Here is a 20731-nt window from a genome sequence, read left to right as displayed (position 1 = left end):
CGGCGGGCTTGGCGCCCTTGAGGATCTTGTCCACGTAGGTGGCGGCGCGGCGAAATACATCAGCAAAGTTCTCTCCATAGGCCATAAGGCCCCCGGCATCGACAAACTCCCTCAATGGGTACACTGCCGGCAGCCGGTTCTTGGCCGCCAGGTCCACGAGGCGTCTTCGCTCACTGATGAACATGGTGCTTGGCAGCACAGTCAGAGCACCCGCGCGCGCCTTGGTCATGTCCGAGAAGGCCCTGTCGACATCGGCGGGCCCTCGCGCCTCAACGAATTGAAGCTGCACCCCCAGCTCCCGCGCCGCGACTTCTGCTCGCTTCAGCATGTCCTTGTCCGTGCGTTCGCCGAGGGCACCTGGCTCCCAGAGGGCAGCGACCCGGGTGACCCCCGGAACGGCCTGCGTGAGCTGTTCCAGCCACTTGCCGACGAGCTCCGGGCCGAAGAACGACAACCCCGTGACATTGCCGCCCGGCCGCGCCAGGCTGGTGACGAGCCCGCTCTGAACCGGATCGACAGCAACAGGAAAGACAATGGGGAGGGTCCTGGTCGCTTGCTTGGCGGCCAGGGCGGCGGGTGTGCCTGGGGCCACGATGACATCAACCTTGAGCGCAACCAGTTCGGCCGCAAGAGCGGGAAGCCGCTCGGACTTCCCCTCGGCATCGCGGTATTCGATCACGACGTTGCGGCCCTCGACGTAACCGAGGTCACGCAGTCCTTGACGGAAGGCCTCGTGGTTGTGGGGGGCAGCGGCCAGGCTTTGCGCCAGGAAGCCTAGTCGAGCAATCTTGGCCGCCTGCTGGGCCTCGGCGGCGACTGGTGAGGCGAGCAGGCCGCCAGCGATCACCTCAATAAACCTTCTGCGCTTCATCACCGGGTCCCCCCGCAGGTGGTCTGCGAGTCAGGCGCGAGGGGATGTGGGGCGTGGGGAAACCGGGCCGGGTCCATGCAGGAGCTTTTGATTAGAAGCGCTCGAAGGTCTGCGGCGCGCTCGCCATCTTGAGGCGCATCCCCGCCATGAAGACGAGGTAGGCATGCGCGCCAAGCGCGATGAGCCTGTCGCGGTCCAGCGCGCGGAGGGCCGCGATGCGCTCGGCGTCGAGACCGGCATCGCGCAGCGTCGCGTCCGGGTCCTTGAGATAGCTCTCGCGAAATTGATCGTCGGACTTGAGACGGTAGAGACAGCGGTTGAGCGGGTAGCCGGCCGCGGGCGGGAAGGTGTAGTGGAGGCCCATCAGACGGGCCAGGTGACGATGGCGTTGCCGTGATGCCACGAGGGCTCGTAGCAGATGAGGCGCGCCTTGGCGCCGCCTACCGCGCCCAGCAGAGCGATCCAGGTCCTGAACTCGACATTGCCTGCCTTGTCGAGCTCCTCGCCGGTGAGGGCGGCCGTTTCGCCGCCTCGGCCTGCCACGAGCCGATCCAGCATCTGCCTGTCCCACTCGTAGTCCGGCGAGCCGTAGCGGTCGCTGCCGGGGAAGTGCGAGAGCCCTCCCGATGCCAGGAGCGCCACGCGCTCGGGCCGCGCGTCGAGGATGGCGCGGAGCGCCTGCCCCCAGGAATAGCAGCGCGCGGGCGTCGGCTGGGGCGGGAGATAGGCATTCACGTAGAGGGGCACGATCGGCACGCTTTGCTGCGGCATGGCGAAGTGGAGCGGCACGTAGAAGGCATAGTCGAGGGCAAGGTCCTGTGAGTAGGCGAGGTCGAAGCCCCGGTCTATACCTTGCTCGAGGACGGCCCGCGCCAGAGGCTCGTGGACGTCGAAGGTGTAGCGGTAGCGGTCGAACTTGCCGGAGACGGTCGATCCCACGTAGACCGCCAAGGCGGGCACGGACGTCAAGAAGAAGCCCTCGATGTGGTCGCCGCCCAGGATGCAGATCACGTCGGGCCGCGCGGCTTCGAGGCCGCGCTTAACCTCGGCATATCCCGCGTGGACGCGCAGGACCATGTCGCGATCTTCCGTCTCCGGGCGGACGAGGAGCTGCGGCGTGTGGGGCAGGGCGGCGGCGGCGCAGAGCGGCATGGCCAGATGCTAGGGCATGCCGTGGCGTGGAGGCAAGCGCTTGCTTCGCCACGGGCGCTGGGCTATAAGTATGGCCTCTCGTCGTCCAGGGCCCCGAGATGGCTTCCATCAGCACCGAAGGAGGGTGGCGCTCCATGAAGATCTCCAAGCTCATCACGCTGGCAGTGCTCGCGACCTTCGCCGGAGTCTTGGCGGCCGGCTCGACAGGGGCGCAGACGAAGGACCCCATCAAGGTCGGTCTCATCCAGCCGCTGTCGGGGCCCATCGCCGCGGCCGGCTCCTACATCACCAACGGCGCCAAGATCGCCGCGGACCGGATCAACGCCAAGGGCGGTGTGCTCGGGCGCCCGCTCGAGCTGGTCATCGAGGACAACAAGTCCGATCCGGCCGAGACCCGCAACGCCGCCGAGAAGCTCATCGTGCGCGACAAGGTGCCGGTGATCATCGGGGCGTGGGGCTCGTCCATGACGCTCGCCATGATGCCGCTGGCCGCCCAACACGGCATTCCGATGGTGGTGGAGACCTCCAGCTCCGGCAAGATCACCGACCCCAAGACGCCGGGCCAGAAGGTCGTCAGCCGCATCAGCCCGACCAGCGAGCTCGAGGCCGTCGGCGCCGGCGCCCTCATCCCGAAGCTCGGCATGAAGAAGATCGGCTACATGGCGGTGAACACCGACTGGGGCCGCGGGGCCGTGGTCGCGTTCGGCGAGGCCTTCAAGAAGAACGGCGCCACGATTGAGGCGGTCGAGTACGTGGGCCAGGCCGACACCGACTTCTACGCCCAACTGACCAAGTTCAAGGCGGCCGGCGTGGACAGCATCGTCATCACGGACGACGCGCCGAAGACCGCCAAGATGCTCCAGCAGATGAAGGAGCTCGGGCTCAACGTCAAGGTGCTCGTCACCGGCGGCTCGGCGTGGCCGGACTCCATCGTCCAGCTGGCGGGCCCGAAGGCGGCCGAGGGGGCGATGTTCATCAACTTCTACAACCCGTACGACTACGCCATGGCGGGGGACCCGGAAGCCAGCAAGGCCTACGTCGAGGAGTGGAAGAAGCGGAACCTGCCGTGGATCGGGGTCGTCGAGGGCATGCGCGGTTTCGACGCGGTCAACGTGGTCGCCAAGGCCATCGAGGCGGCCAAGGAGCCGACGGCGCCCAAGATCATGGCGGCGCTCAAGACGCTCGAGATGCGCGGGCTCTACGGCCTCAACAAGTTCGACCAGAACGGGCAGAGTTACCCCAACATCATCGTCTCCCAGGTCAAGGACGGCAAGTACTCCGTCGTGGCCATCACACCCAGCTCCCAGCTGTGGGAGATGTCCGCCGCCAAGTAGCGGCGGCCGTCTTCCCTGAAACACGCGCGGCTGGAAACACGCGCGGCCGGCAGCACGCGCGGCGGGCGCCCGTTTGGGCGCCCGCCGTCTTTGCGCCCATGATCGCCGAGCTCGTCCAGCACGTCGTCAACGGCCTCATCCTGGGCGGCGGCTACGCCCTGATGGGGATCGGCCTCACCCTCATCTTCGGCATCATGCGCGTGGTCAACTTCGCCCATGGCGAGCTCTTCATGCTGGGCGCCTTTTTCCTCTACACGTTCTTTTCGCTGTGGGGCGTGAACTTCTTCGCCGCGTGCCTCCTGGCGGTGGCGGGCGTCGCCCTCGTGGGCGCGGTCGTGGAGCGGCTGATCCTGAGGCGCCTCCGTGACCAGCCCATCGAGATCCCCATGCTCGCCATGGTGGCGCTGTCCGTCATCATCCAGAACGCGGCGATCCTCATCTGGGATCCGTCGCCCAAGAGCATCAGGCACCCGTTCTCGCCCGTGCCGCTGACCTTCGGGCCCATCCACGTGGTCGCGATCCGCATCTTCGCGGGCGCCGTCGCCGTCGCGCTGATCGTGGGCGCGCACCTGTTCATCCAGAAGACGCGGCTCGGGCGGGCCATGCGCGCCACCTTCCAGGACACCGACATGGCGCGGCTGACCGGCGTGGACGTGGACCGCATCTACATGTTCACGTTCGGCTTCGGCGCCGCGCTGGCGGGCGCCTCGGGCGCGCTCCTGGGCGCCGTCTTCTGGGTGTACCCCGCGATGGGGGACTTAGCAGCGCTCAAGTCCTTCGCCGTCGTCATCATGGGCGGGCTCGGCAACTTCCTGGGCGCCATCGTGGGCGGCCTGCTCCTTGGCGTGGCCGAGAGCCTGGGCGCCGGCTACATCTCCTCCGGCTACAAGGACGCGATCGGCTTCGTCCTCATCATCCTGCTGCTCGTGTGGCGGCCGCAGGGCCTCTTCGGCACGAAGGGCCTGCCGCGGTGAACTCCAAAGTTCTCTTTGGGGTCGCCGCCGCCGCGCTGCTGTTGGTACTGCCGCTTCTCGGCGTGGACGACTACTACCTCCACCTCCTCATCATGGCCGGCATGTTCTTCCTGCTGTCGGCGGGCATGAACCTCCTCCTGGCGGCCGGCCAGCTGAACCTCGGTCACACGGCGTTCTTCGGTATCGGCGCCTACGCGTCGGGACTGCTCTCGCTCCACCTCGGCCTCTCGCCCATCTTCACCCTGCCGGCGGCGGCCCTCGTCTCGGGTGTGGTCGGCTGGCTCCTCGGCATGGTCACGCTCAGGCTCCGTGGCGCCTACTTCGTGCTCGTGACGATCGGCTTCGCCGAGGTGATCCGGCTCGTGGCGACCAACTGGATGGACCTGACCCAGGGGCCCATGGGCCTGGCCGGCGTGCCGCCCTTCAATCTCGGCGCCGAGCGCTTCACACTCACCGGCAAGCGCGACTACTACTACCTCATGGTGGTCCTTGCGGGCGCGACGCTGTGGGTCACCGCGCGGCTCCTGCGCTCGCGCGTGGGGCGCGCGCTCCGCGCCGTGCGCGAGAACGAGAGCCTGGCCGAGTCCTCGGGGATCAGCGCCTACCGCCACACGATGCTGGCGATGGTCGCGTCGTGCCTCCTGGCCGGCGCCGCCGGCGGCTTCTATGCCCACTACATTACCTTTCTCTCCCCCGAGCTCTTCGGCTTCCAGAACACGGTCACCATGGCCGTCATGGTCGTCGCGGGCGGTCAGGGCACCGTGCTCGGTCCCGCCGTGGGCGCGCTCGTCTTCACCTTCGTGCCCGAGCTGCTGCGGATGGCGGCCTTCTACCGCATGCTGCTCTACGGCGTCATCCTGCTCCTCGTGGTGATGTTCATGCCCAGGGGACTCGTGTTCTATCTCCGCAGGCTCGTCGTTGCGGGCGCGCCTGCGCCTGCCGAGCCGGGGTCCGGGGGCGCGGTGTTCGAGGCGGGTATCGGCGCCCCGGCGCCGGGCCCGGCGCTCTCCGTGCGGGACATCACGGTGCGCTTCGGCGGTCTCGCGGCCGTCGAAGCACTGAGCCTCGATCTCGGCCGCGGCGAGATCCTGGCGCTCATCGGACCCAACGGCGCCGGCAAGTCCACGGCCTTCAACGTCGTCACGGGTTTCCAGCCGCCCGATGCGGGGCGCGTGCGCTTCGAGGGCGCGGACATCACGGCCGAGCCGCCCTACCGGATCGCGGAGCGCGGCCTGGTGCGCATGTTCCAGCGCACGAGCCTCTTCCCGGAAGCCGCCGCGCTCGACAACGTGTTGACCGCGTGCCACAGGCTCGCCCGCACCGGCCTGCTCGACGTGCTCCTCATGACCCGCTCACATCGTCTGGAGGAGCACCGCCTCGAGGAACGGGCGCGGGCCCTCCTCGCCTTCGTCGGGCTCGGCCACAAGGGAGACGAGCCGGCGCGCAGCCTGTCGTGCGGGGAGCAGCGGCTGCTGGGACTCGCCATCGCGCTGGCGCCGGCTCCCTCGGTGCTGCTGCTCGACGAGCCGGCGGCAGGCCTCAACGCCGTCGAGACCGAGCGGCTCATGCGCCTGATCGAGGGCATCCGCGCCCGAGGCCTCTCCGTCCTGCTCGTCGAGCACGACATGAAGCTCGTCATGGGCATGTGCGACCGGGTGGTGGTGCTGAACTACGGGGTGAAGATCGCCGAGGGGACGCCGGCCGAGATCCAGCGCCACCCCGAGGTCATCCGCGCCTACCTGGGATCGGGAGACGCTTTTGCTCGTCCTTGACAGGATCTCCGTGGGCTACGGGCCGGTGGAGGTGCTCCACCAGGTCAGCCTCCGCGTTGCCGAGGGCGAGCTGGTCTGCCTCCTCGGCGCCAACGGCGCCGGCAAGAGCACCACGGTGCGGACGATCTCGGGCCTCCTCCGTCCGACGGCGGGTGCGATCACCTTCCTTGGCGAGCGGCTGGATGGCCGCCCGGCGCACGCCGTGCTCAAGCGCGGCATCGCCCAGTGCCCGGAGGGGCGGCGGATCTTCCCCGAGATGACGGTGCAGGAGAACCTCGAGATGGGCGCGTACGTGCGCGGCCGCGAGGGCGCGGGCCCCGACGACCTCGAGCGCGTCTTCCACCACTTTCCAAGGCTCAAGGAGCGCGCGCGGCAGCTCGGCGGCACGCTCTCGGGCGGCGAGCAGCAGATGCTGGCCATCGCCCGCGCGCTCATGTCGACCCCGCGGCTCCTGCTGCTGGACGAGCCGTCGCTCGGGCTCGCGCCGACCATGGTCGAGACCGTCTTCCGGGTCATCGCGGAGATCCGGCGGCAGGGCGTGACCGTCCTGATGGTGGAGCAGAACGCGGCGCTGGCGCTTCGGATGGCCGACCGGGCCTACGTCATGGAGAGCGGGCGCATCGCGCTCGAGGGCGCCGCCCGCGACCTCCTCGACAATGCCGAGGTCCGCCGCGCCTACCTGGGGGGCTAGCGCCCGCCGGCCTCGGGGCGCGCGGGCGCCGGATTCTCCAACCGAGTGAGGACTTGCGACCCCCGCGGGGACCGGGGTAGGCTTAGGGCGGCTCGCGGCCGGACGGGCTACTTACCAGGCAGGGTAGTTAAAGGAGGAGCCATGGGCGGACCCGGCGCGGTTTCGGTCGTGGCGGCGCTCTCGCAGCCCTGACGGGCTTCCGCGATACCGGTCGCGGTTCCGGGCCGGGCTCAACGATCTCGGCCTTTTCTCACGCCGCACGCTGGAGGGCATATGGCTGAGCTGACCCGACGCTACATCGTCATGCAGATGGCGGCCGAGGGGCCGTTCGACATCGCCGATCCCGAGGGGGCCTTCGTACTCAAGCCCTGGAAGGATCCGGCCGCGCTCCGGGCTCTCATCGCGTATAGCGAGCACTGCTACGCGGAGCTCGCCCAGGAGCTCGACCAGTGGGTCAGGGCGATCGTGGCCGGACCCAAGATCAGGGGAGGCGTCGGGTCGCGCAATGAGCTGACGGCGCCGGCCCGCCGTAAGGCCGCCATTGCCGCCAAGCCTAAGGCGAAGTCAAAGGCCAAGCGCTCCAAACATAGGAAAAAGAAGGCAAAGCGTCGCGCGTGATTGATCCGGCCGATCAGATCGCAGACTGGGTGCTGGGCTCGCGGCGCACCGTGGTCTTCACGGGCGCCGGGATGAGCACGGAGTCCGGCATCCCGGACTTCAGGAGCCCGGGAGGGGTCTGGGACCGCTTCGATCCCAACGAGTTCACCTTCCAGAACTTCATCGGCTCGGAAGCTGGCCGGCGGCGGTACTGGGAGCTGGGCCGAACGGTCTACCCTCTCGTACGAGGCGCCGAGCCCAACCCAGGCCACCACGCCTTGGTGACGCTGTGGCGGCTGGGCAGGCTCGACTGCGTCATCACCCAGAACATCGACGACCTCCACCAGCGCGCGGGGCTCCCGCCCGATCGCGTGATCGAGCTCCACGGCAACGCCACACGTGCCCGGTGCCTCGCCTGCGAGCGCCCCTATGACCGCGGGGAGATCCAGACCTGGCTCGAGTCGGGCGTGGAGGTGCCGACCTGCGAGCCGCCCTGCAGCGGCGTCATCAAACCGCGCACCGTGATGTTCGGCGAGGCCATGCCACGCGAGGAGACCGAGGAGGCCGAGCGGCGGGCGCGCGCCTCGGACCTCTTCATCGTCGTGGGGTCATCGCTCGTGGTCTATCCGGCCGCCCACATGCCGGTCCACGCCAAGCGGGCCGGCGCGCGGCTCGTCATCGTCAACCGGGCGCCGACGCCGCTGGATCCCGAAGCCGATCTCGTCCTCCCAGGCAGCGCCGGCGCCGTGCTCGCTGATGTCGCCGAGCGGGTCGCGAGCCGGCTCGTCACCACCTGAACCAGCACCGTCCATCCGGGAGTCTCGCATGCCGATTGTCGTGAGCGATGCAGCGCAGCGCCTCGTCAAGAACCGCGCGAGCCGTGAGATCGCGCCGCCCCTGTCGGAGACCGCGGCGGACCTGACGCTCGAGCAGGGCTACGCCATCCAGCAGGCGCTGGAGAAGGCGCTCGTCGAGCGCGGCGATCGCGTCGTCGGCTGGAAGGCAGGCTTCACCAACGCCACGCTTCAGGAGACCTACGGCGTCAGCGAGCCCGTGCTGGGCTTTCTCCTGGCCTCGGGCGTCTTCGGCAGCGGCGACGCGGTGCCGGTTTCGCGCTTCGTCAGCCTCGGGCTGGAAGTCGAGATGGCCTTTGCCATGAAGGCCGACCTCGTAGGCCCAGGCGTGACACCGGCCTCCGCTCTGCTGGCGGTGGAAGGGGCCATGCCGTCCTTCGAGCTGGTCGATTTCCGGCTGTCGGGCAAGCCGCGCGCGGCGGACCTCGTCGCGGACGGCGTCTACGCCAACGCCATCGTGCTGGGCGGCCCGCCGACGCCGGTCGTGGATCTCGACCTGTCGCTGGAGGGCGTGGTGTGCGAGGAGAACGGCCAGCGCGTCGCGACGGCGACGGCGGCAGAGGTCATGGGCAACCCGCTCAACTCGCTGGCCTGGCTGGCCAATGCGATCGGCAAGCTGGGCGGCCGACTCCGGGCGGGGGACGTCGTGCTGACCGGCTCCATCTCCAAGGTGTTCCGCCCCAAGGCCGGCGACGCCTTCCACGCCTCCTTCACGCGCCTGGGTTCCGTCGCCTGCAGATTTGTCTAGCGTGCGATTCAAAGACAAGACGGTCGTTGTCACCGGCGGCGGTTCGGGCATCGGCAGGGCCATCGCGCTCGGCTTCGCCCGGGAGGGCGCGCGCGTCCTGGTGGCCTCGTACGTCGATTCCGAGGTCAAGGCGGTGGCGGAGGAGCTCCAGGCGATGGGCGCACCGGCGCTCGCGGTCACCGCCGACGTGAGGCGAGCGGAGGACATGGAGGCGATGGCCGCCCGCGCGGTCGGTGAGTGGGGCGGCCTCGACGTGCTGGTGACGGCGGCGGGGATAGACGGCAGCGGGCTCCTGATGGACCTGCCGGAAGCCGTCTGGACGCGCGTCATCGACGTGAACCTCAACGGCACCTACCGCGCCATTCGCGCCGCGCTCCCCCAAATGATGACGCAGGGTGAGGGGCGCATTATCACCATCTCGTCCGTCTTCGGCAAGATGGGCGGCTACTCCTTCATCACGGCCTACGCTGCGTCGAAGCACGGCGTCATCGGGCTCACGCGGGCGCTGGCGGCGGAGATCGCCTCTCAGGGATACCCGGGCATCACGGTCAACGCCATCTGCCCCGGCTACGTACGGGCCGGCATGGGCGTGGCGCAGCAGAAGATCAAGAACCGGGACGGCGGCGTCACCGAGATGCCGGGCACGGAGATCTTCGACCGCTACATCAAGCGCCGGGTGCCGCAGCGGCGCATGATGGAGGCCGAGGAGATCGCCAACGGCGCCCTCTTCCTCGCGCTGCCCGAGTCGCGCGGGGTCACGGGCCAGGGGCTCAACATCGACGGCGGCTTCGTGATGTCATGACGACACGACCCATCATCCACCCGGAGGCCAAGGAGATGTCCACCGTCCTCTACGAGCAGGCCGGCAAGATCGTGACGATCACGATCAACCGGCCGGACGCCATGAACGCGATCGACCCGGAGACCCAGGACGCGCTGGTCGCGGCGTGGACCCGCTTCCGTGACGACCCCGGCGCGTGGGTCGCCATCCTGACCGGCGCGGGGGAGAAGAGCTTCTGCGCGGGCGCCGACCTCAAGAAGATGATCCCGGCGTCCTTCGGCAAGGGCGCGCGGCGCCGGGACCACGAGAGCCTGGGGCTGGGGGGCATCACGCGCGGGCTCGAGATCTGGAAGCCCATGATCGCCGCGATCAACGGCCACTGCTTGGCAGGCGGCATGGAACAGGCGCTGGCCTGCGACATCAGGATCTCGGCGCCGCACGCCAGCTTCGGCCTGCCTGAAGTCCGCTGGGGAATCTTCCCAGGGGCCGGCGGGACGCAGCGGCTGCCGCGCACGGTGTCGCTCGCGAAGGCCATGGAGATCATCCTGATGGCGAAGACGCTTACCGCCGAGGAGGCGCTCGCGGCTGGGCTCATCAACGCCGTGGTGCCGGCGGCGGAGCTCATGCCGACGGCGCGCAAGTGGGCCGAGACCATCTGCGAGAAAGGGCCGCTGGCCGTGCGCGCGGCGAAGGAGGCGATCCTCCGCGGCCTCACGATGCCGCTGGCGGACGGCCTGCGGCTCGAGGCCTTCCTGTCCGGGACGCTGCGCGGGACCGAGGACGCGGTCGAGGGGCCGAAGGCCTTCGCGGAAAAGCGGAAGCCCAACTTCCAGGCGCGGTAGGGTGGACCTCGCCGAGTTGAGGCGCCGCCTCGACGCGGCGCTCGGACGCCGGGCGCGGCTCGAGACGAGCCGGAGCGACCTGATCTCGGCCGCAGTGCTGGTGCCCGTGACGGCGGGCCCTGATGGGGCGGCAGGCCCTCACATTCTCTTCAGCAAGAAATCGGCCGCCGTGCCGCATCATAAGGGGCAGTTCGCCTTCCCCGGCGGCATCGTGGAGCAACGCGACGGCTCCCGGGTCGAGACGGCGCTCCGGGAAGCGTGGGAGGAGATCAGGCTGCCCGCCGACGCGGTCGAGGTGCTGGGGCTGCTCGACGACACGGAGACGCGGGCGACCCAGTTCGTCATCACGCCCGTCGTCGGGATCGTGACGCGGCCCGTGGCCTTCCAGGCGGACGGCTGGGAGATCGAGCGGGTGATCGAGGTGCCGCTTGAGAAGCTGCGCGACCCGGCGATCTTTCGCACGGAGCTCTGGGAGCGCGGAGGAGAAGAGCACCAGGTGCATTTTTACGACGTGTCGGTGGAGGACGTCATCTGGGGCGCGACGGCGCGCATCCTGAAGCAGTTCCTGGACATCGTGGACGGCCGCGAGGAGGCCGCGTGAGCTACGAGACGCTCCTGGTCGATGTGAATGACGCGGTCGCTTCCGTGACCCTGAACCGACCCGAGGTCCGCAACGCATTGAACGCGACCTTGATTCGCGAGCTCGAGCAGGCCTTTGGCAAGCTCGAGGCCGATGAGGCGGCGCGCGTGATCGTACTCGAAGGCGCCGGCGACAAGGCCTTCTGCGCGGGCGCGGACCTGAAGGGGGTCGGGGACCGGGGCACCACGCTCCAGGCCCGCGAGTCCTTCGGCGGTCTCGCGCGTATCCTCGAGGCCATGGCCCGCATGAAGACGCCCGTCATCGCCAAGGTCCACGGCTTCGCGCTGGCCGGCGGCTGCGGCCTCGCCGCAGGGTGCGACATCGTGGTCGCCGCCGACGACGCGGTGTTCGGGCTGCCCGAGATCAAGATAGGCCTTCTGCCGCTCATCGTGATGGCGCCCATCCTCCGGAGCGTCGGGCGCAAGCGCGGCATGCTCATGGTGCTTTCGGGCGAGCAGGTCAGCGCGCGCGAGGCCTACGAGATGGGCCTCGTGAGCCGCCTCGTGCCGCGGGCCGAGCTCTCGCCCGCCGTGGACGCGCTGGCGCGGTCGCTTGCCGGCTTTTCGCCGACGGCGCTGGGTCTCGCCAAGGAGGCTGCCGCGACCGTGGCGGGGATGGAGTACGGCGCCTCGCTCCGGTACCTGCGTGAGATGATCACCCTGGTCGCGCTGTCCGACGATGCGCGCGAGGGCATCAAGGCCTTCTTCGAGAAGCGCGCGCCCAACTGGACGGGGCGCTAGGTGCCCAGGTGAGATGTGCCAAGGTGTCGGTTGAAGGAGCAATCATGATCCTGCGCGTGTGTCGAGGGGCCACGGGCCTGGCGGCGCTCCTGATGGGGGCGGCTTCCGCCGCCGCCCAGCCCGCCGAGCTGCCGGCCACCGTCGTGACCCTGACGGGCAAGGCCGAGCTCTTCAAGAAGGGCGACACGAAGTGGGTGACGGCCGAGCTGCGCGACGAGGTCCGCGAGGGCGACGGCGTCCGGACCAGCCCGGCCGTGAGGACCACGCTCCGGACGGGCGGCAGCCACTCCATCCGCCTGGCGGCGCTGACGCAGGTGTTCATCTTGGCTCAGGCGGGGGCTCCGGCCGGCGCGGGGACCGATCCCCAGCCCATACGTCTTCGACTCGATCGCGGCTGGCTCTGGGTGGCCGTGACGCCCGGGATCCATGCCCAGGCGCCCATCGAGGTGATCGCGGGGCCTGCCCGCGTCGCCGTGCGCGAGGGCGGCGTGGGCTTTCGCCTCAACCGGGACGGATCGGTGATCGTGCGTACCTACCACGGCCTGGCCGTGGTCCGCGGCTCGAGCCCCGCGGCCCCGTGGGAGCTTCGCCTCCCGGAGCTGCAGGAAGTGCTGGTGCCGGCCTCGGGACCGTCTCCCGAAAACCGTAAGATCACCAAGGAGGAAGGGGAGGGGTTGTGGGTGCTGTGGAACGAGGAGCAGGACTACGTCGCCTACGGCGGCAAGGCGCCGGTGCGGTGAGAGGGGGGAACCTGTTCGGGGCGACGGGCGTTTGCAGTATCGGCATGGGTATGGCCATCGGGTTGATAGCGATCGCCGTGCTTCTGCATGCCGCCAGCCCCGCGCTTGCGGCGTCGCCGGCCGAGATCGCCCGGGGCAAGTACATCTTCGGCGCCACGGGCGGCTGCGGCTGCCACACCGAGCCCAAGGGTGCCGCCAACGCGGGCGGCAGGAAATACGACGGGCCCTTCGGCACCGTGTACTCACCCAACATCACGCCCGACACCAAGACCGGCATCGGAGGCTGGACGGACGAGCAGATCATCACGGCGATCCGGCTCGGCCGCCGTCCCAACGGCGATCGCATCCTGCCGGTGCACCCCTTCACCTCCTTCAACGGCATGGCCGAGGATGACCTGGGGGCGCTGGTAGCCTTCCTCCGAACGGTCCCGCCGGTCAACCGGCCCAATACGCCGAAGAAGATCACGATGCCGATGTTCGAGAGCGTGTTTCTGCCCGCCTGGCTCAGGGCCTTCGCGGCGACCGAGACGCCTCCGCCCGCCGCGCCCGCCGCGGGTGTCGCGCGCGGCGAGTACCTCGTGCGCGCCGTCGGCCACTGCGGCGAGTGTCACACGCCGCGATCGGCCCTGACCATGGCCGTGGACAACTCGCGCTTCCTCGCCGGCAATCCCAAGAAGACCGGGCCCGAGGGGCAGGCGACGCCGAACATCACGCCGGATAATGCGACGGGCATCGGCGACTGGACCGAGGAGCAGATCGCGACCTACCTCGGCACGGGGAAGCGGCCGGACGGGGATGTCGCCGGCGGTCTCATGGAGGAGGCGATCCTGGGAACGCTGGCGGGCTTCAAGGACATGACGAAGGCGGATCTCCAGGCCATCGCGCGGTATCTCAAGAGCATCCCGGCGGTGACGAACAGGATCGAGTAGCCGGGCAGGAGATGTCCAACGTCAAGGAGGCGAGATGAGGGGAGGAGGCGTACGGCTCCGCAACATCCTCCTTGCCGCCTCGGTGGCCGTCACGGCCGCCGGCTGCGTCGTTGGGTCCCAGCGGATGATCGGTACAGGTGACCTGATCTTCGACCGGCAGCGCCTGGGGCGCGTGCAGGAGGAGCAGCTTGGCGAGATCCGGAGCAAGTTCAAGACCGGGAACATCGAGGGCATCGCCGCCAACGCCGAGGTTATCGCGATCACGGCCCTGCAGATCCCGTCGCTATTCCCTGAGGGGTCCCTCAACGGCAAGTCGCGGGCTAAGCCCGAGATCTGGCAGCGCTGGAGCGAGTTCGAGGCCTCGGCCAAGAACCTGACGATCTGGTCGGAACGGCTCCGGGACGCCGCGAAGGCCAAGGACGACAGGGTCGTGGCCGACATCGTCAAGGACTTCGGCCGCGTCGGCTGCGACTCCTGCCACATCCTGTTCCGGCGGCCCGCGGGCTCCTGACTCGCTGAGGCGTGTCGGCCGTCTCAGCGGCTCAGGGCCACCACAGGTAGAGGAAGCGGGGGCCTGAGCCGCTGACCAGCGCCGTCAGCTGCTGGAGCGAGCTCTCGAGTCCTGGCGCCGGGTTGGGCGCGGCCGAGTAGAAGTTGGCGCGGTAGTCCTTCGGGCGCTGGTACATGATGACGCGCGCTTCCTCGACGCCCGCGGCCTTGCGCGCGGCCTTCACGACGTCGTCCATGTAGCCGATCTCGTCCACGAGACCGAGCGCCTTGGCCTGCTCGGCCGTGTAGATCCGCCCGTCGGCGAACGTCCGGACGCGGTCCTCCGGGATCTTGCGCGAGCGGGCGATCAAGGTCACGAAGCGGCCGTACATCTGGTCGATGACCGACTGGAAGACCGCACGCTCCTCTGCCGTGAGGGGCCGGAAGGGTGAGCCCGCGTCCTTCATCTCGCCCGACTTGATGGCCAGCGGCGCCACGCCGATCTTCTCCATCAATCCTTTAGCGTTGACCGTGAGCATGATGACGCCGATGCTGCCCGTGACCGACGTCGGCAGGGCGACGATGGTGTCCGCCGCGAGCGCGGCGTAGTAGCCGCCCGAGGCGGCGACGTCCATCGTCACCGCTATCACCGGGATCTTGCGTCGGGTCTTGAAGGTGTCGATCTCGCGATAGATGAGGTCGGACGCCGTGATGGTGCCGCCCGGGCTGTTGATGCGCACGATCAGCGCCTTGACGTTGTCGTCCTTCTCGGCCTTTTGAAGCTCCTCGCGCACCCGCGCCACGATCGGGACGCGCGGCGGCGGTGAGCCCAGTACCAGGCCGCCCGTCTCGTCGGAGAGCACGCCCGAGACGTCCATCAAGAGGATCTTGGCCTTGCCCTTGCCCTCGACGGTCTCTTCCTCGAGCGGTTGGATGCGCGGGTGGAGGTCGATGTTGACGAGGGAGCAACCCTGGAGCAGGACGACGGATGCGGCGAATGCGGCGAGAGTTCGCATGCGCGAAGTATACCCCGCCCTTCGGCGCTGCTCTATAATCCGTGTCACATGAAGAGCGCGATCGGCATCGAGGACGTGCGCGCCGCGGCGGCCCGCCTCAAGGGACGCATTCACCGCACGCCCGTCATCACGAGCCGTTCGTTCGACGATCTGTGCGGCTGGTCCGTCTTCTTCAAGTGCGAGAATCTCCAGCGGGCGGGCGCCTTCAAGATCCGCGGCGCGCTCAACAAGCTTCTGACGCTCACCGCCGAGGAGCGCGCGCGCGGCGTCGTCGGCTTCTCCTCTGGCAACCACGCCCAGGGCGTGGCCCTCGCCGCCAGGCTGACCGGCGCATCGGCCATCATCCTGATGCCGACCGACGCGCCGGCCTTGAAGGTGGCGGCCACGAAGGGCTACGGCGCGGAGGTGGTCTACTACGACAGACAGACCGAGGACCGCGAGGCGCGCGCCGCGGACCTGGTGGCGAAGACGGGCCGCGTCCTCGTCCCGCCCTACGACGATCCCGCGATCATGGCGGGGCAGGGGACGGCGGCGCTCGAGCTGTTCGAAGACGTCCCCGACCTCGACGCGCTCCTGACGCCCGTGGGCGGGGGCGGGCTCATGGCCGGCTGCAGCACGGTGGCGAAGGCGCTCCGTCCGGCGATGCAGATCTACGGCGTGGAGGCGGACACCGCCAACGACACCTATCTCTCCTTCAAGAAGGGCGAGCGCGTGACCATCGCGCCGCCGCCCACCATCGCCGACGGCATCCGCAACCTCTCGCCCGGGGCGCTGACCTTCCCGATCAACAAGCAGAATCTCGCCGGCGTGCTGCTGGTCTCGGACAAGGAGATTTCCGAGGCGGTGCGCTTCCTGCTGCTCCGCTGCAAGATTCTCGTAGAGCCCACCGGCGCCGTTCCCGCCGCCGCCGTCCTCACCGGCAAGCTGCCCATGCCCAAGGGCTCCCGGGTCGGCGTCGTCCTGTCTGGCGGCAATATCGACCCCGCCCTCCTCGCAGCGATCCTCACTCAGAGCTAGGTGCTGACGTCGCGGGGCTTACCTGCGGTGGTACTCGGGGATGACGTGCTCGGCGGCCAGGGCGAGCTGGGCGAGCATACGGTCGGGCGGGCAGAGCGGGCGCAGGATGAACTTCGAGCCCCCGCCCTTCGCGTACTCCTCGATGCGCGAGGCAAGCACCTCGACCGGACCGAAGGCGGTGCAGGCGCGCATGGTCGTCTCATCCACGCGACCGCGCGGGAGATAGGGCTGGGCCATGGCCAGCGCCTCGGCTTCGCTCCCGGCCACCGTGTAGTTGATGAGGGTGCCGAAGTGGTCCTCGGGGACCTGCCGGCTCGAAGCCGCGGCGAGCTCCTGCACCTTCTGGACGCCCACGCGGAACTCCTCGGGCGTGATGAAGGACGGGATCCACCCGTCGCCGAGCCGCGCCGTGCGCTTCTGCGCCGCCTCGCTCTTGCCGCCGATCCAGATGGGCGGGGGGCTCTGCCACGGCTTCGGGAAGATCGTGACGCGGTCCAGCTTGAAGAACTCGCCCTGGTACGACACCTCGTCCTGCGTCCAGAGGAGACGCATCACCCGGATCGCCTCGTCGGTCCTCCGGCCGCGCTCCTTGAAGGGCACGCCCGAGGCATCGAACTCGCGCGGCAGCTCGACACCGACCCCGACCGCAGGGAAGAGGCGCCCGCGCGACAGCCAGTCGATCGTGGCCATCTCCTTGGCCGCGACAACCGGGGTGCGGTAGGGCAGGACGAGCACGCTCGGGCCGAACTTGAGCTTTTGGGTCCGGGCGGCTATGGCGGCCAGCGAGGTCATGACCTCGGGCACCGGAGCAGGCGAGGAGAGTCGGTCAGACAACCAGATCGAATCGATGTCGCTCTTCTCGCAGAACTCCGCGAGAGTGAAGAGAAACTGCCCGCTCTCCCGCCCCGGTGGCCAGGGGCCCGGCATGATCCCGATGCGGTATTTGATCGCCATGGGCTCGCATCCTACGCGGCCCGATCTGGTGGGTCAAGGAAGGGGCGTCGAGGCGGGGCGCCTGCTGTGCTTGACAGGGGAACCGGAGCCAGTCTAGTTAGTACCTTATGAGTTCCCCGAACAGGCCCGGGCAGGGACCCGAGGTCAACGAAGAGGCCCTGACGGGCCGGGAGCGCAGGCGGAACCCGCGGGTGACCGTGCCGTGGCCGGCCATCGTGGAAGATTCCGACGGCCGCCTGGTGACCGGCGATGTTATCGACGTGAGCTTCTCGGGCATGAAGCTTCGCGTTAACTCGAACGTTGCCGTGGGGGAGGCCGTCAAGCTCCGCGTGACCTTGCCGCGCGACGGGGGCGAGCTCGAGATCTCGGCGGAGGTCGTCCGGCGCGACCCGGGAGGGATCGGCGTGAACTTCGGTAAGCTGCCCGTCGGCGTGGCGGATCGCGTCAAGGCCTTCGTGCCCACCTGGGACCTCCGGCGACGGGCCGAGCGCGTGGGGATCGAGCTGTCGGTGCAGATCGAAGGGCACGCCGGCACCACGAAGGGGCGCACCGTGGACCTTTCCGCCGTGGGCGCCCGTGTCGCGACTGACGACCCGCTGACGCCGGGGGACATGGTCGAGGTCAAGCTCACGCCCAAGGACGGTCAGGGGCCCATGCACATCCGGGCAGTCGTGTGGGACGTGGATGCCCGCGGCGCCGTGCTGGTCTTCGCGAACCTCGCCGTCCACGATTTCGCCCGGCTGCGTTCTTACATCGACTCGCTGCTCGTTCAGCGCAGCTGATCCGCGCGGCGCACCTGATCGCCGCGGGGCTCCTGAGAACCGGATTGACTCGCCCGATGTCCACACTTAGAATGAACGGCGGTTCAGTCATCCGCCATGCGTGACCCAGACAAGCCGCAGCAGATCATCGAGGCCGCCGTGCGGGTCTTCGCCCGCAAGGGCTACTACAACTCGCGCGTGTCCGACATCGCCCGCGAGGCCGGCATCGCCGCCGGTACCATCTACCTCTACTTCAAGACCAAGGACGATATCCTGGTCACGCTCTTCCGCGACAAGATGGCCGAGTTCGTCGGCGCGCTGCGGAAAGCCATCGCCGGCGAGCCCGACGCCGCCCGTAAGGTTCGCCGGCTCGTGGCGCTGCACTTCTCCATGCTCGAGGAGAATCCCGATCTTGCCGAGGTTGTGCAGGTGGAGCTGCGCCAGGGGCAGAAGTTCTTCCGCGGCGCCTCCAGCCAGGAGATCGGCGCCTACTTCGCCCTGATCGGCTCCGTGCTCGAGGAAGGCGTGGCCCAAGGACGCTTCCGGTCCGATCTGCCCGTCAAGGTCGCCACGAAGATGCTGTTCGGGGCCATGGACCAGATGGCGACGTCCTGGGTGCTCGGCAAGCGCGGCTACCAGCTCGTGGACACGGCCGACGCCGTCGCCGAGATTTTCCTTCAGGGCGTCGCCGCCCCCACCGCATAGGAGACCGTCGATGCCGTACGAGACCATGATCCTGGGCCGCGAGGAGGGTTTCGCGGTCCTGACCCTCAATCGCCCGCCCGCCAACGCCATCAGCGAGGCGCTGATGAGGGAGCTGAACGCCGCGCTGTCCGAGATCGAGTCCGACGCCGCCGTGAAGTGCCTCATCATCACGGGCGCCGGGGACAAGATCTTCTGCGCCGGCGCCGACCTGGGCTCGGCTTTCTCCGGCCCGGACGTGACGTCCTTCATTCGCTTCGGCAATTCCGTGCTCCGGCGCATCGAGCGTTTCCCCAAGCCGGTCATCGCGGCCATCAACGGCCACGCCCTCGGCGGCGGCTGCGAGATCTCGATGGCCTGCCATATCCGCATCCTCAAGGACACGGCCCGCATGGGGCAGACGGAGTCGAACCTCGGGATCATCCCAGGGTATGGCGGCACCCAGCGCTTCCCGCGGCTCGTCGGCCGGGGCTTGGCGCTCGAGCACCTGATCCTCGGCACCCAGCTCCCCGCCCAGGAGTGCTACCGCATCGGCCTCGTCAACCGCCTGTCCAAGGAAGGGGAGACGCTCAACGACGCCAAGGCGCTGGCGCGGGAGATCGTCAAGCGGCCGCCCATCGCCACGCGGCTCATCATTGAAGCGGTGGATGACGGTATTCAGGCGCCCATCGACCAGGCGCTCGAGATCGAGCTGCGCGCCTTCGAGAAGGTCCTCAAGACCGAGGACGCGGGCGAGGGGATCCAGGCGTTTTTCCAGAAGCGCCCGGCCCAGTTCAAGGGCAGGTAGCGATGGACCTCGGCATCAAGGGGCGCGTGGCTCTCGTCACCGGCGGCGCGCGGAGCCTGGGAAAGGCCGACTGTCTCGCGCTCGCCGCCGAGGGCTGCAAGGTCGTCGTGCTCGACCTGAACGCCGAGGGCGCCGCCGAGACGGCCGAGGAGATATCCTCCAAGGGCGGCGTGGCCCGCGGCTACGAGGCGGACATCACGAACCGCCCCCAGCTCGCCGACGTGATTGGCAAGGCGCAGAGCGAGGTCGGCCCCGTCGACATCTGCGTCAACAACGCGGGCTTCATCTACACCCTCGGCCAGCTCAAGGACATGCAGGACAGCGACTGGGACCTCAATCTCCAGGTCAACCTCACGGGCACCTACAACGTGACCAAGGCGGTGTTCTCCGGCATGCGGGAGCGCAAGTGGGGGCGCATCATCTGCATGGCGTCCATCGCCGGCCTGATGGGAGGCTTCGGTCAGACCGCGTACTCGACGGGGAAGATGGGGCTCGTGGGCTTCGCCAAGTCGGTGGCGCTCGAGGGCGCCCGCTACAACATCACCTCCAACGTCATCGCCCCCGGCATCATCGGGCCGAACGCCAACCTGTCGCCCATGTACGAGCGTATGGTCAAGCGCGTGGCCCTGCAGGCGGAAGGACAGCCGGAGGACGTCGCGAGCGCGATCACGTTCCTGTGCTCGGAGCGGGCGCGCTACATCACGGGCGCGGTGCTGACCGTGACCGGCGGGATGGACCTGTTCACCTTCTAGTTCACTTCAGTATGGAGCGGTTCACCTTCTAACGCGGATCACAAGGAGGCGTATATGCCGACAGTGAAAGAGACCTTCGATCTGATGCCCTCCAAGTTCAAGGCCGCCAATGCCGCGGGTATCAACAAGACCATACAGTACGAGATCAGCGGTGACGGCGGCGGCACCTGGCACGCGGTCATCAAGGACGGCGCCTGTACCGTCAGCTCGGGTCCGGCCGCCGCAGCGGACCTGACCGTCACCATGGCGTCGCCGGACTGGCTCGACATGATCGGCGGTAAGCTCAACGGGCAGACGGCCTTCATGTCGGGCAAGATCAAGCTCAAGGGCGACATGGGGCTGGCCATGAAGCTCGGCAGCCTCTTCCAGGCGTAGCGAGCGCGTCTTCTTCTCCCCCTGTCCCTCTCCCCCTCCGGGGGCGAGGGTTTCGAATTTCCCTCTCCCCTCAGGGGAGAGGGTAGCGACTGTCTTGGGTGTCAAGCGTGCTGAGCCATGACGGGAGCCCAGCGGGTGTGATGCTTGAGCATGGCATTGAGGATGGTGAGCAGTTTGCGCATGCACGCGGTGAGGGCGACCTTGGGCGCTTTG

General features: G+C 68.7%; 26 protein-coding genes. 20 read left to right on the top strand and 6 right to left on the bottom strand.

Annotated elements, in window-relative coordinates:
* From VGV06_08760 to VGV06_08750, 3 genes are all read right to left on the bottom strand, one after another.
* Positions 1-871, bottom strand: an 871-nt coding sequence (locus VGV06_08760; protein HEV2055248.1) for an ABC transporter substrate-binding protein, incomplete at its 3' end; no start/stop codon positions are given.
* 91 nt (positions 872-962) lie between these two features.
* Positions 963-1235: an Os1348 family NHLP clan protein gene (locus VGV06_08755; GenBank protein ID HEV2055247.1), complete on the bottom strand. Its 273-nt coding sequence runs from the start codon at positions 1233-1235 to the stop codon at positions 963-965.
* Positions 1235-2023: a hypothetical protein gene (locus VGV06_08750; GenBank protein ID HEV2055246.1), complete on the bottom strand. Its 789-nt coding sequence runs from the start codon at positions 2021-2023 to the stop codon at positions 1235-1237. The genes VGV06_08755 and VGV06_08750 overlap by 1 nt, the downstream gene beginning before the upstream one ends.
* A gap of 134 nt (positions 2024-2157) precedes the next feature.
* Here VGV06_08750 and VGV06_08745 point away from each other — a divergent pair, with 134 nt between their 5' ends.
* From VGV06_08745 to VGV06_08680, 14 genes are all read left to right on the top strand, one after another.
* Complete coding sequence (locus VGV06_08745; protein ID HEV2055245.1) at positions 2158-3357, top strand: ABC transporter substrate-binding protein; 1200 nt, start codon at positions 2158-2160, stop codon at positions 3355-3357.
* A 101-nt stretch (positions 3358-3458) separates the two neighbouring features.
* Positions 3459-4331, top strand: a complete 873-nt coding sequence (locus tag VGV06_08740; protein HEV2055244.1) for a branched-chain amino acid ABC transporter permease — start codon at positions 3459-3461, stop codon at positions 4329-4331.
* Complete coding sequence (locus VGV06_08735; GenBank protein ID HEV2055243.1) at positions 4328-6103, top strand: branched-chain amino acid ABC transporter ATP-binding protein/permease; 1776 nt, start codon at positions 4328-4330, stop codon at positions 6101-6103. The genes VGV06_08740 and VGV06_08735 overlap by 4 nt, the downstream gene beginning before the upstream one ends.
* The gene (locus VGV06_08730; GenBank protein ID HEV2055242.1) at positions 6090-6794 is read left to right on the top strand and encodes an ABC transporter ATP-binding protein; all 705 of its coding nucleotides are present in this window, start codon (positions 6090-6092) and stop codon (positions 6792-6794) included. The genes VGV06_08735 and VGV06_08730 overlap by 14 nt, the downstream gene beginning before the upstream one ends.
* A 273-nt stretch (positions 6795-7067) precedes the next feature.
* Positions 7068-7412, top strand: a complete 345-nt coding sequence (locus tag VGV06_08725) for a hypothetical protein (GenBank protein HEV2055241.1) — start codon at positions 7068-7070, stop codon at positions 7410-7412.
* A complete protein-coding gene (locus VGV06_08720; GenBank protein ID HEV2055240.1) occupies positions 7409-8188 on the top strand; it encodes a Sir2 family NAD-dependent protein deacetylase in 780 nt (259 codons plus the stop codon). Before VGV06_08725 ends, VGV06_08720 begins: the two co-directional genes overlap by 4 nt.
* A 28-nt stretch (positions 8189-8216) precedes the next feature.
* Positions 8217-8993 (top strand): fumarylacetoacetate hydrolase family protein, encoded by a 777-nt coding sequence (locus tag VGV06_08715; protein ID HEV2055239.1) that lies wholly within the window; start codon positions 8217-8219, stop codon positions 8991-8993.
* A 1-nt stretch (position 8994) separates the two neighbouring features.
* Positions 8995-9795: an SDR family NAD(P)-dependent oxidoreductase gene (locus tag VGV06_08710; protein ID HEV2055238.1), complete on the top strand. Its 801-nt coding sequence runs from the start codon at positions 8995-8997 to the stop codon at positions 9793-9795.
* A complete protein-coding gene (locus VGV06_08705) occupies positions 9792-10616 on the top strand; it encodes an enoyl-CoA hydratase-related protein (protein HEV2055237.1) in 825 nt (274 codons plus the stop codon). The genes VGV06_08710 and VGV06_08705 overlap by 4 nt, the downstream gene beginning before the upstream one ends.
* Before the next feature lies 1 nt (position 10617).
* Complete coding sequence (locus VGV06_08700; protein ID HEV2055236.1) at positions 10618-11217, top strand: CoA pyrophosphatase; 600 nt, start codon at positions 10618-10620, stop codon at positions 11215-11217.
* The gene (locus tag VGV06_08695; protein ID HEV2055235.1) at positions 11214-11996 is read left to right on the top strand and encodes an enoyl-CoA hydratase-related protein; all 783 of its coding nucleotides are present in this window, start codon (positions 11214-11216) and stop codon (positions 11994-11996) included. Before VGV06_08700 ends, VGV06_08695 begins: the two co-directional genes overlap by 4 nt.
* Before the next feature lie 44 nt (positions 11997-12040).
* Positions 12041-12736 carry a hypothetical protein gene (locus VGV06_08690; protein ID HEV2055234.1) on the top strand — a complete coding sequence of 232 codons (696 nt, stop codon included), beginning with the start codon at positions 12041-12043 and terminating at the stop codon, positions 12734-12736.
* A gap of 50 nt (positions 12737-12786) precedes the next feature.
* Entirely contained in the window at positions 12787-13665 is an 879-nt protein-coding gene (locus VGV06_08685; GenBank protein ID HEV2055233.1) for a cytochrome c, read from the top strand.
* 34 nt (positions 13666-13699) lie between these two features.
* Entirely contained in the window at positions 13700-14176 is a 477-nt protein-coding gene (locus VGV06_08680; GenBank protein HEV2055232.1) for a cytochrome c, read from the top strand.
* A gap of 31 nt (positions 14177-14207) precedes the next feature.
* Here VGV06_08680 and sppA read toward each other — a convergent pair whose 3' ends face one another.
* Positions 14208-15170, bottom strand: a complete 963-nt coding sequence (sppA, locus tag VGV06_08675) for a signal peptide peptidase SppA (GenBank protein HEV2055231.1) — start codon at positions 15168-15170, stop codon at positions 14208-14210.
* Between the two features lie 48 nt (positions 15171-15218).
* Between sppA and VGV06_08670 the strand changes: the two genes are divergently transcribed.
* Positions 15219-16187, top strand: a complete 969-nt coding sequence (locus VGV06_08670; GenBank protein ID HEV2055230.1) for a threonine/serine dehydratase — start codon at positions 15219-15221, stop codon at positions 16185-16187.
* Between the two features lie 18 nt (positions 16188-16205).
* On the opposite strand, the gene VGV06_08665 is transcribed toward VGV06_08670, so the two are convergent.
* Complete coding sequence (locus VGV06_08665; GenBank protein ID HEV2055229.1) at positions 16206-17141, bottom strand: TIGR03619 family F420-dependent LLM class oxidoreductase; 936 nt, start codon at positions 17139-17141, stop codon at positions 16206-16208.
* Between the two features lie 107 nt (positions 17142-17248).
* Here VGV06_08665 and VGV06_08660 point away from each other — a divergent pair, with 107 nt between their 5' ends.
* The 5 genes from VGV06_08660 to VGV06_08640 all read left to right on the top strand — a co-directional run bounded on the left by VGV06_08660 (position 17249) and on the right by VGV06_08640 (position 20518).
* Entirely contained in the window at positions 17249-17923 is a 675-nt protein-coding gene (locus VGV06_08660) for a PilZ domain-containing protein (protein ID HEV2055228.1), read from the top strand.
* Positions 17924-18019: 96 nt separating this feature from the next.
* A complete protein-coding gene (locus VGV06_08655; GenBank protein HEV2055227.1) occupies positions 18020-18607 on the top strand; it encodes a TetR/AcrR family transcriptional regulator in 588 nt (195 codons plus the stop codon).
* A gap of 10 nt (positions 18608-18617) precedes the next feature.
* Entirely contained in the window at positions 18618-19391 is a 774-nt protein-coding gene (locus VGV06_08650; GenBank protein HEV2055226.1) for an enoyl-CoA hydratase-related protein, read from the top strand.
* Between the two features lie 2 nt (positions 19392-19393).
* On the top strand, positions 19394-20143 hold the full coding sequence (locus VGV06_08645; protein HEV2055225.1) for an SDR family oxidoreductase: 750 nt from the start codon (positions 19394-19396) through the stop codon (positions 20141-20143).
* 54 nt (positions 20144-20197) lie between these two features.
* Positions 20198-20518 (top strand): SCP2 sterol-binding domain-containing protein, encoded by a 321-nt coding sequence (locus VGV06_08640; GenBank protein ID HEV2055224.1) that lies wholly within the window; start codon positions 20198-20200, stop codon positions 20516-20518.
* Between the two features lie 101 nt (positions 20519-20619).
* Here the strand turns inward: VGV06_08640 and VGV06_08635 are convergent.
* The coding region (locus VGV06_08635; protein HEV2055223.1) for an IS110 family transposase at positions 20620-20731 on the bottom strand (112 nt) is incomplete at its 5' end.

Source organism: Candidatus Methylomirabilota bacterium (assembly GCA_035936835.1).
Lineage (GTDB): Bacteria > Methylomirabilota > Methylomirabilia > Rokubacteriales > CSP1-6 > AR37.
This window is presented reverse-complemented; position numbering and strand designations above follow the sequence as displayed.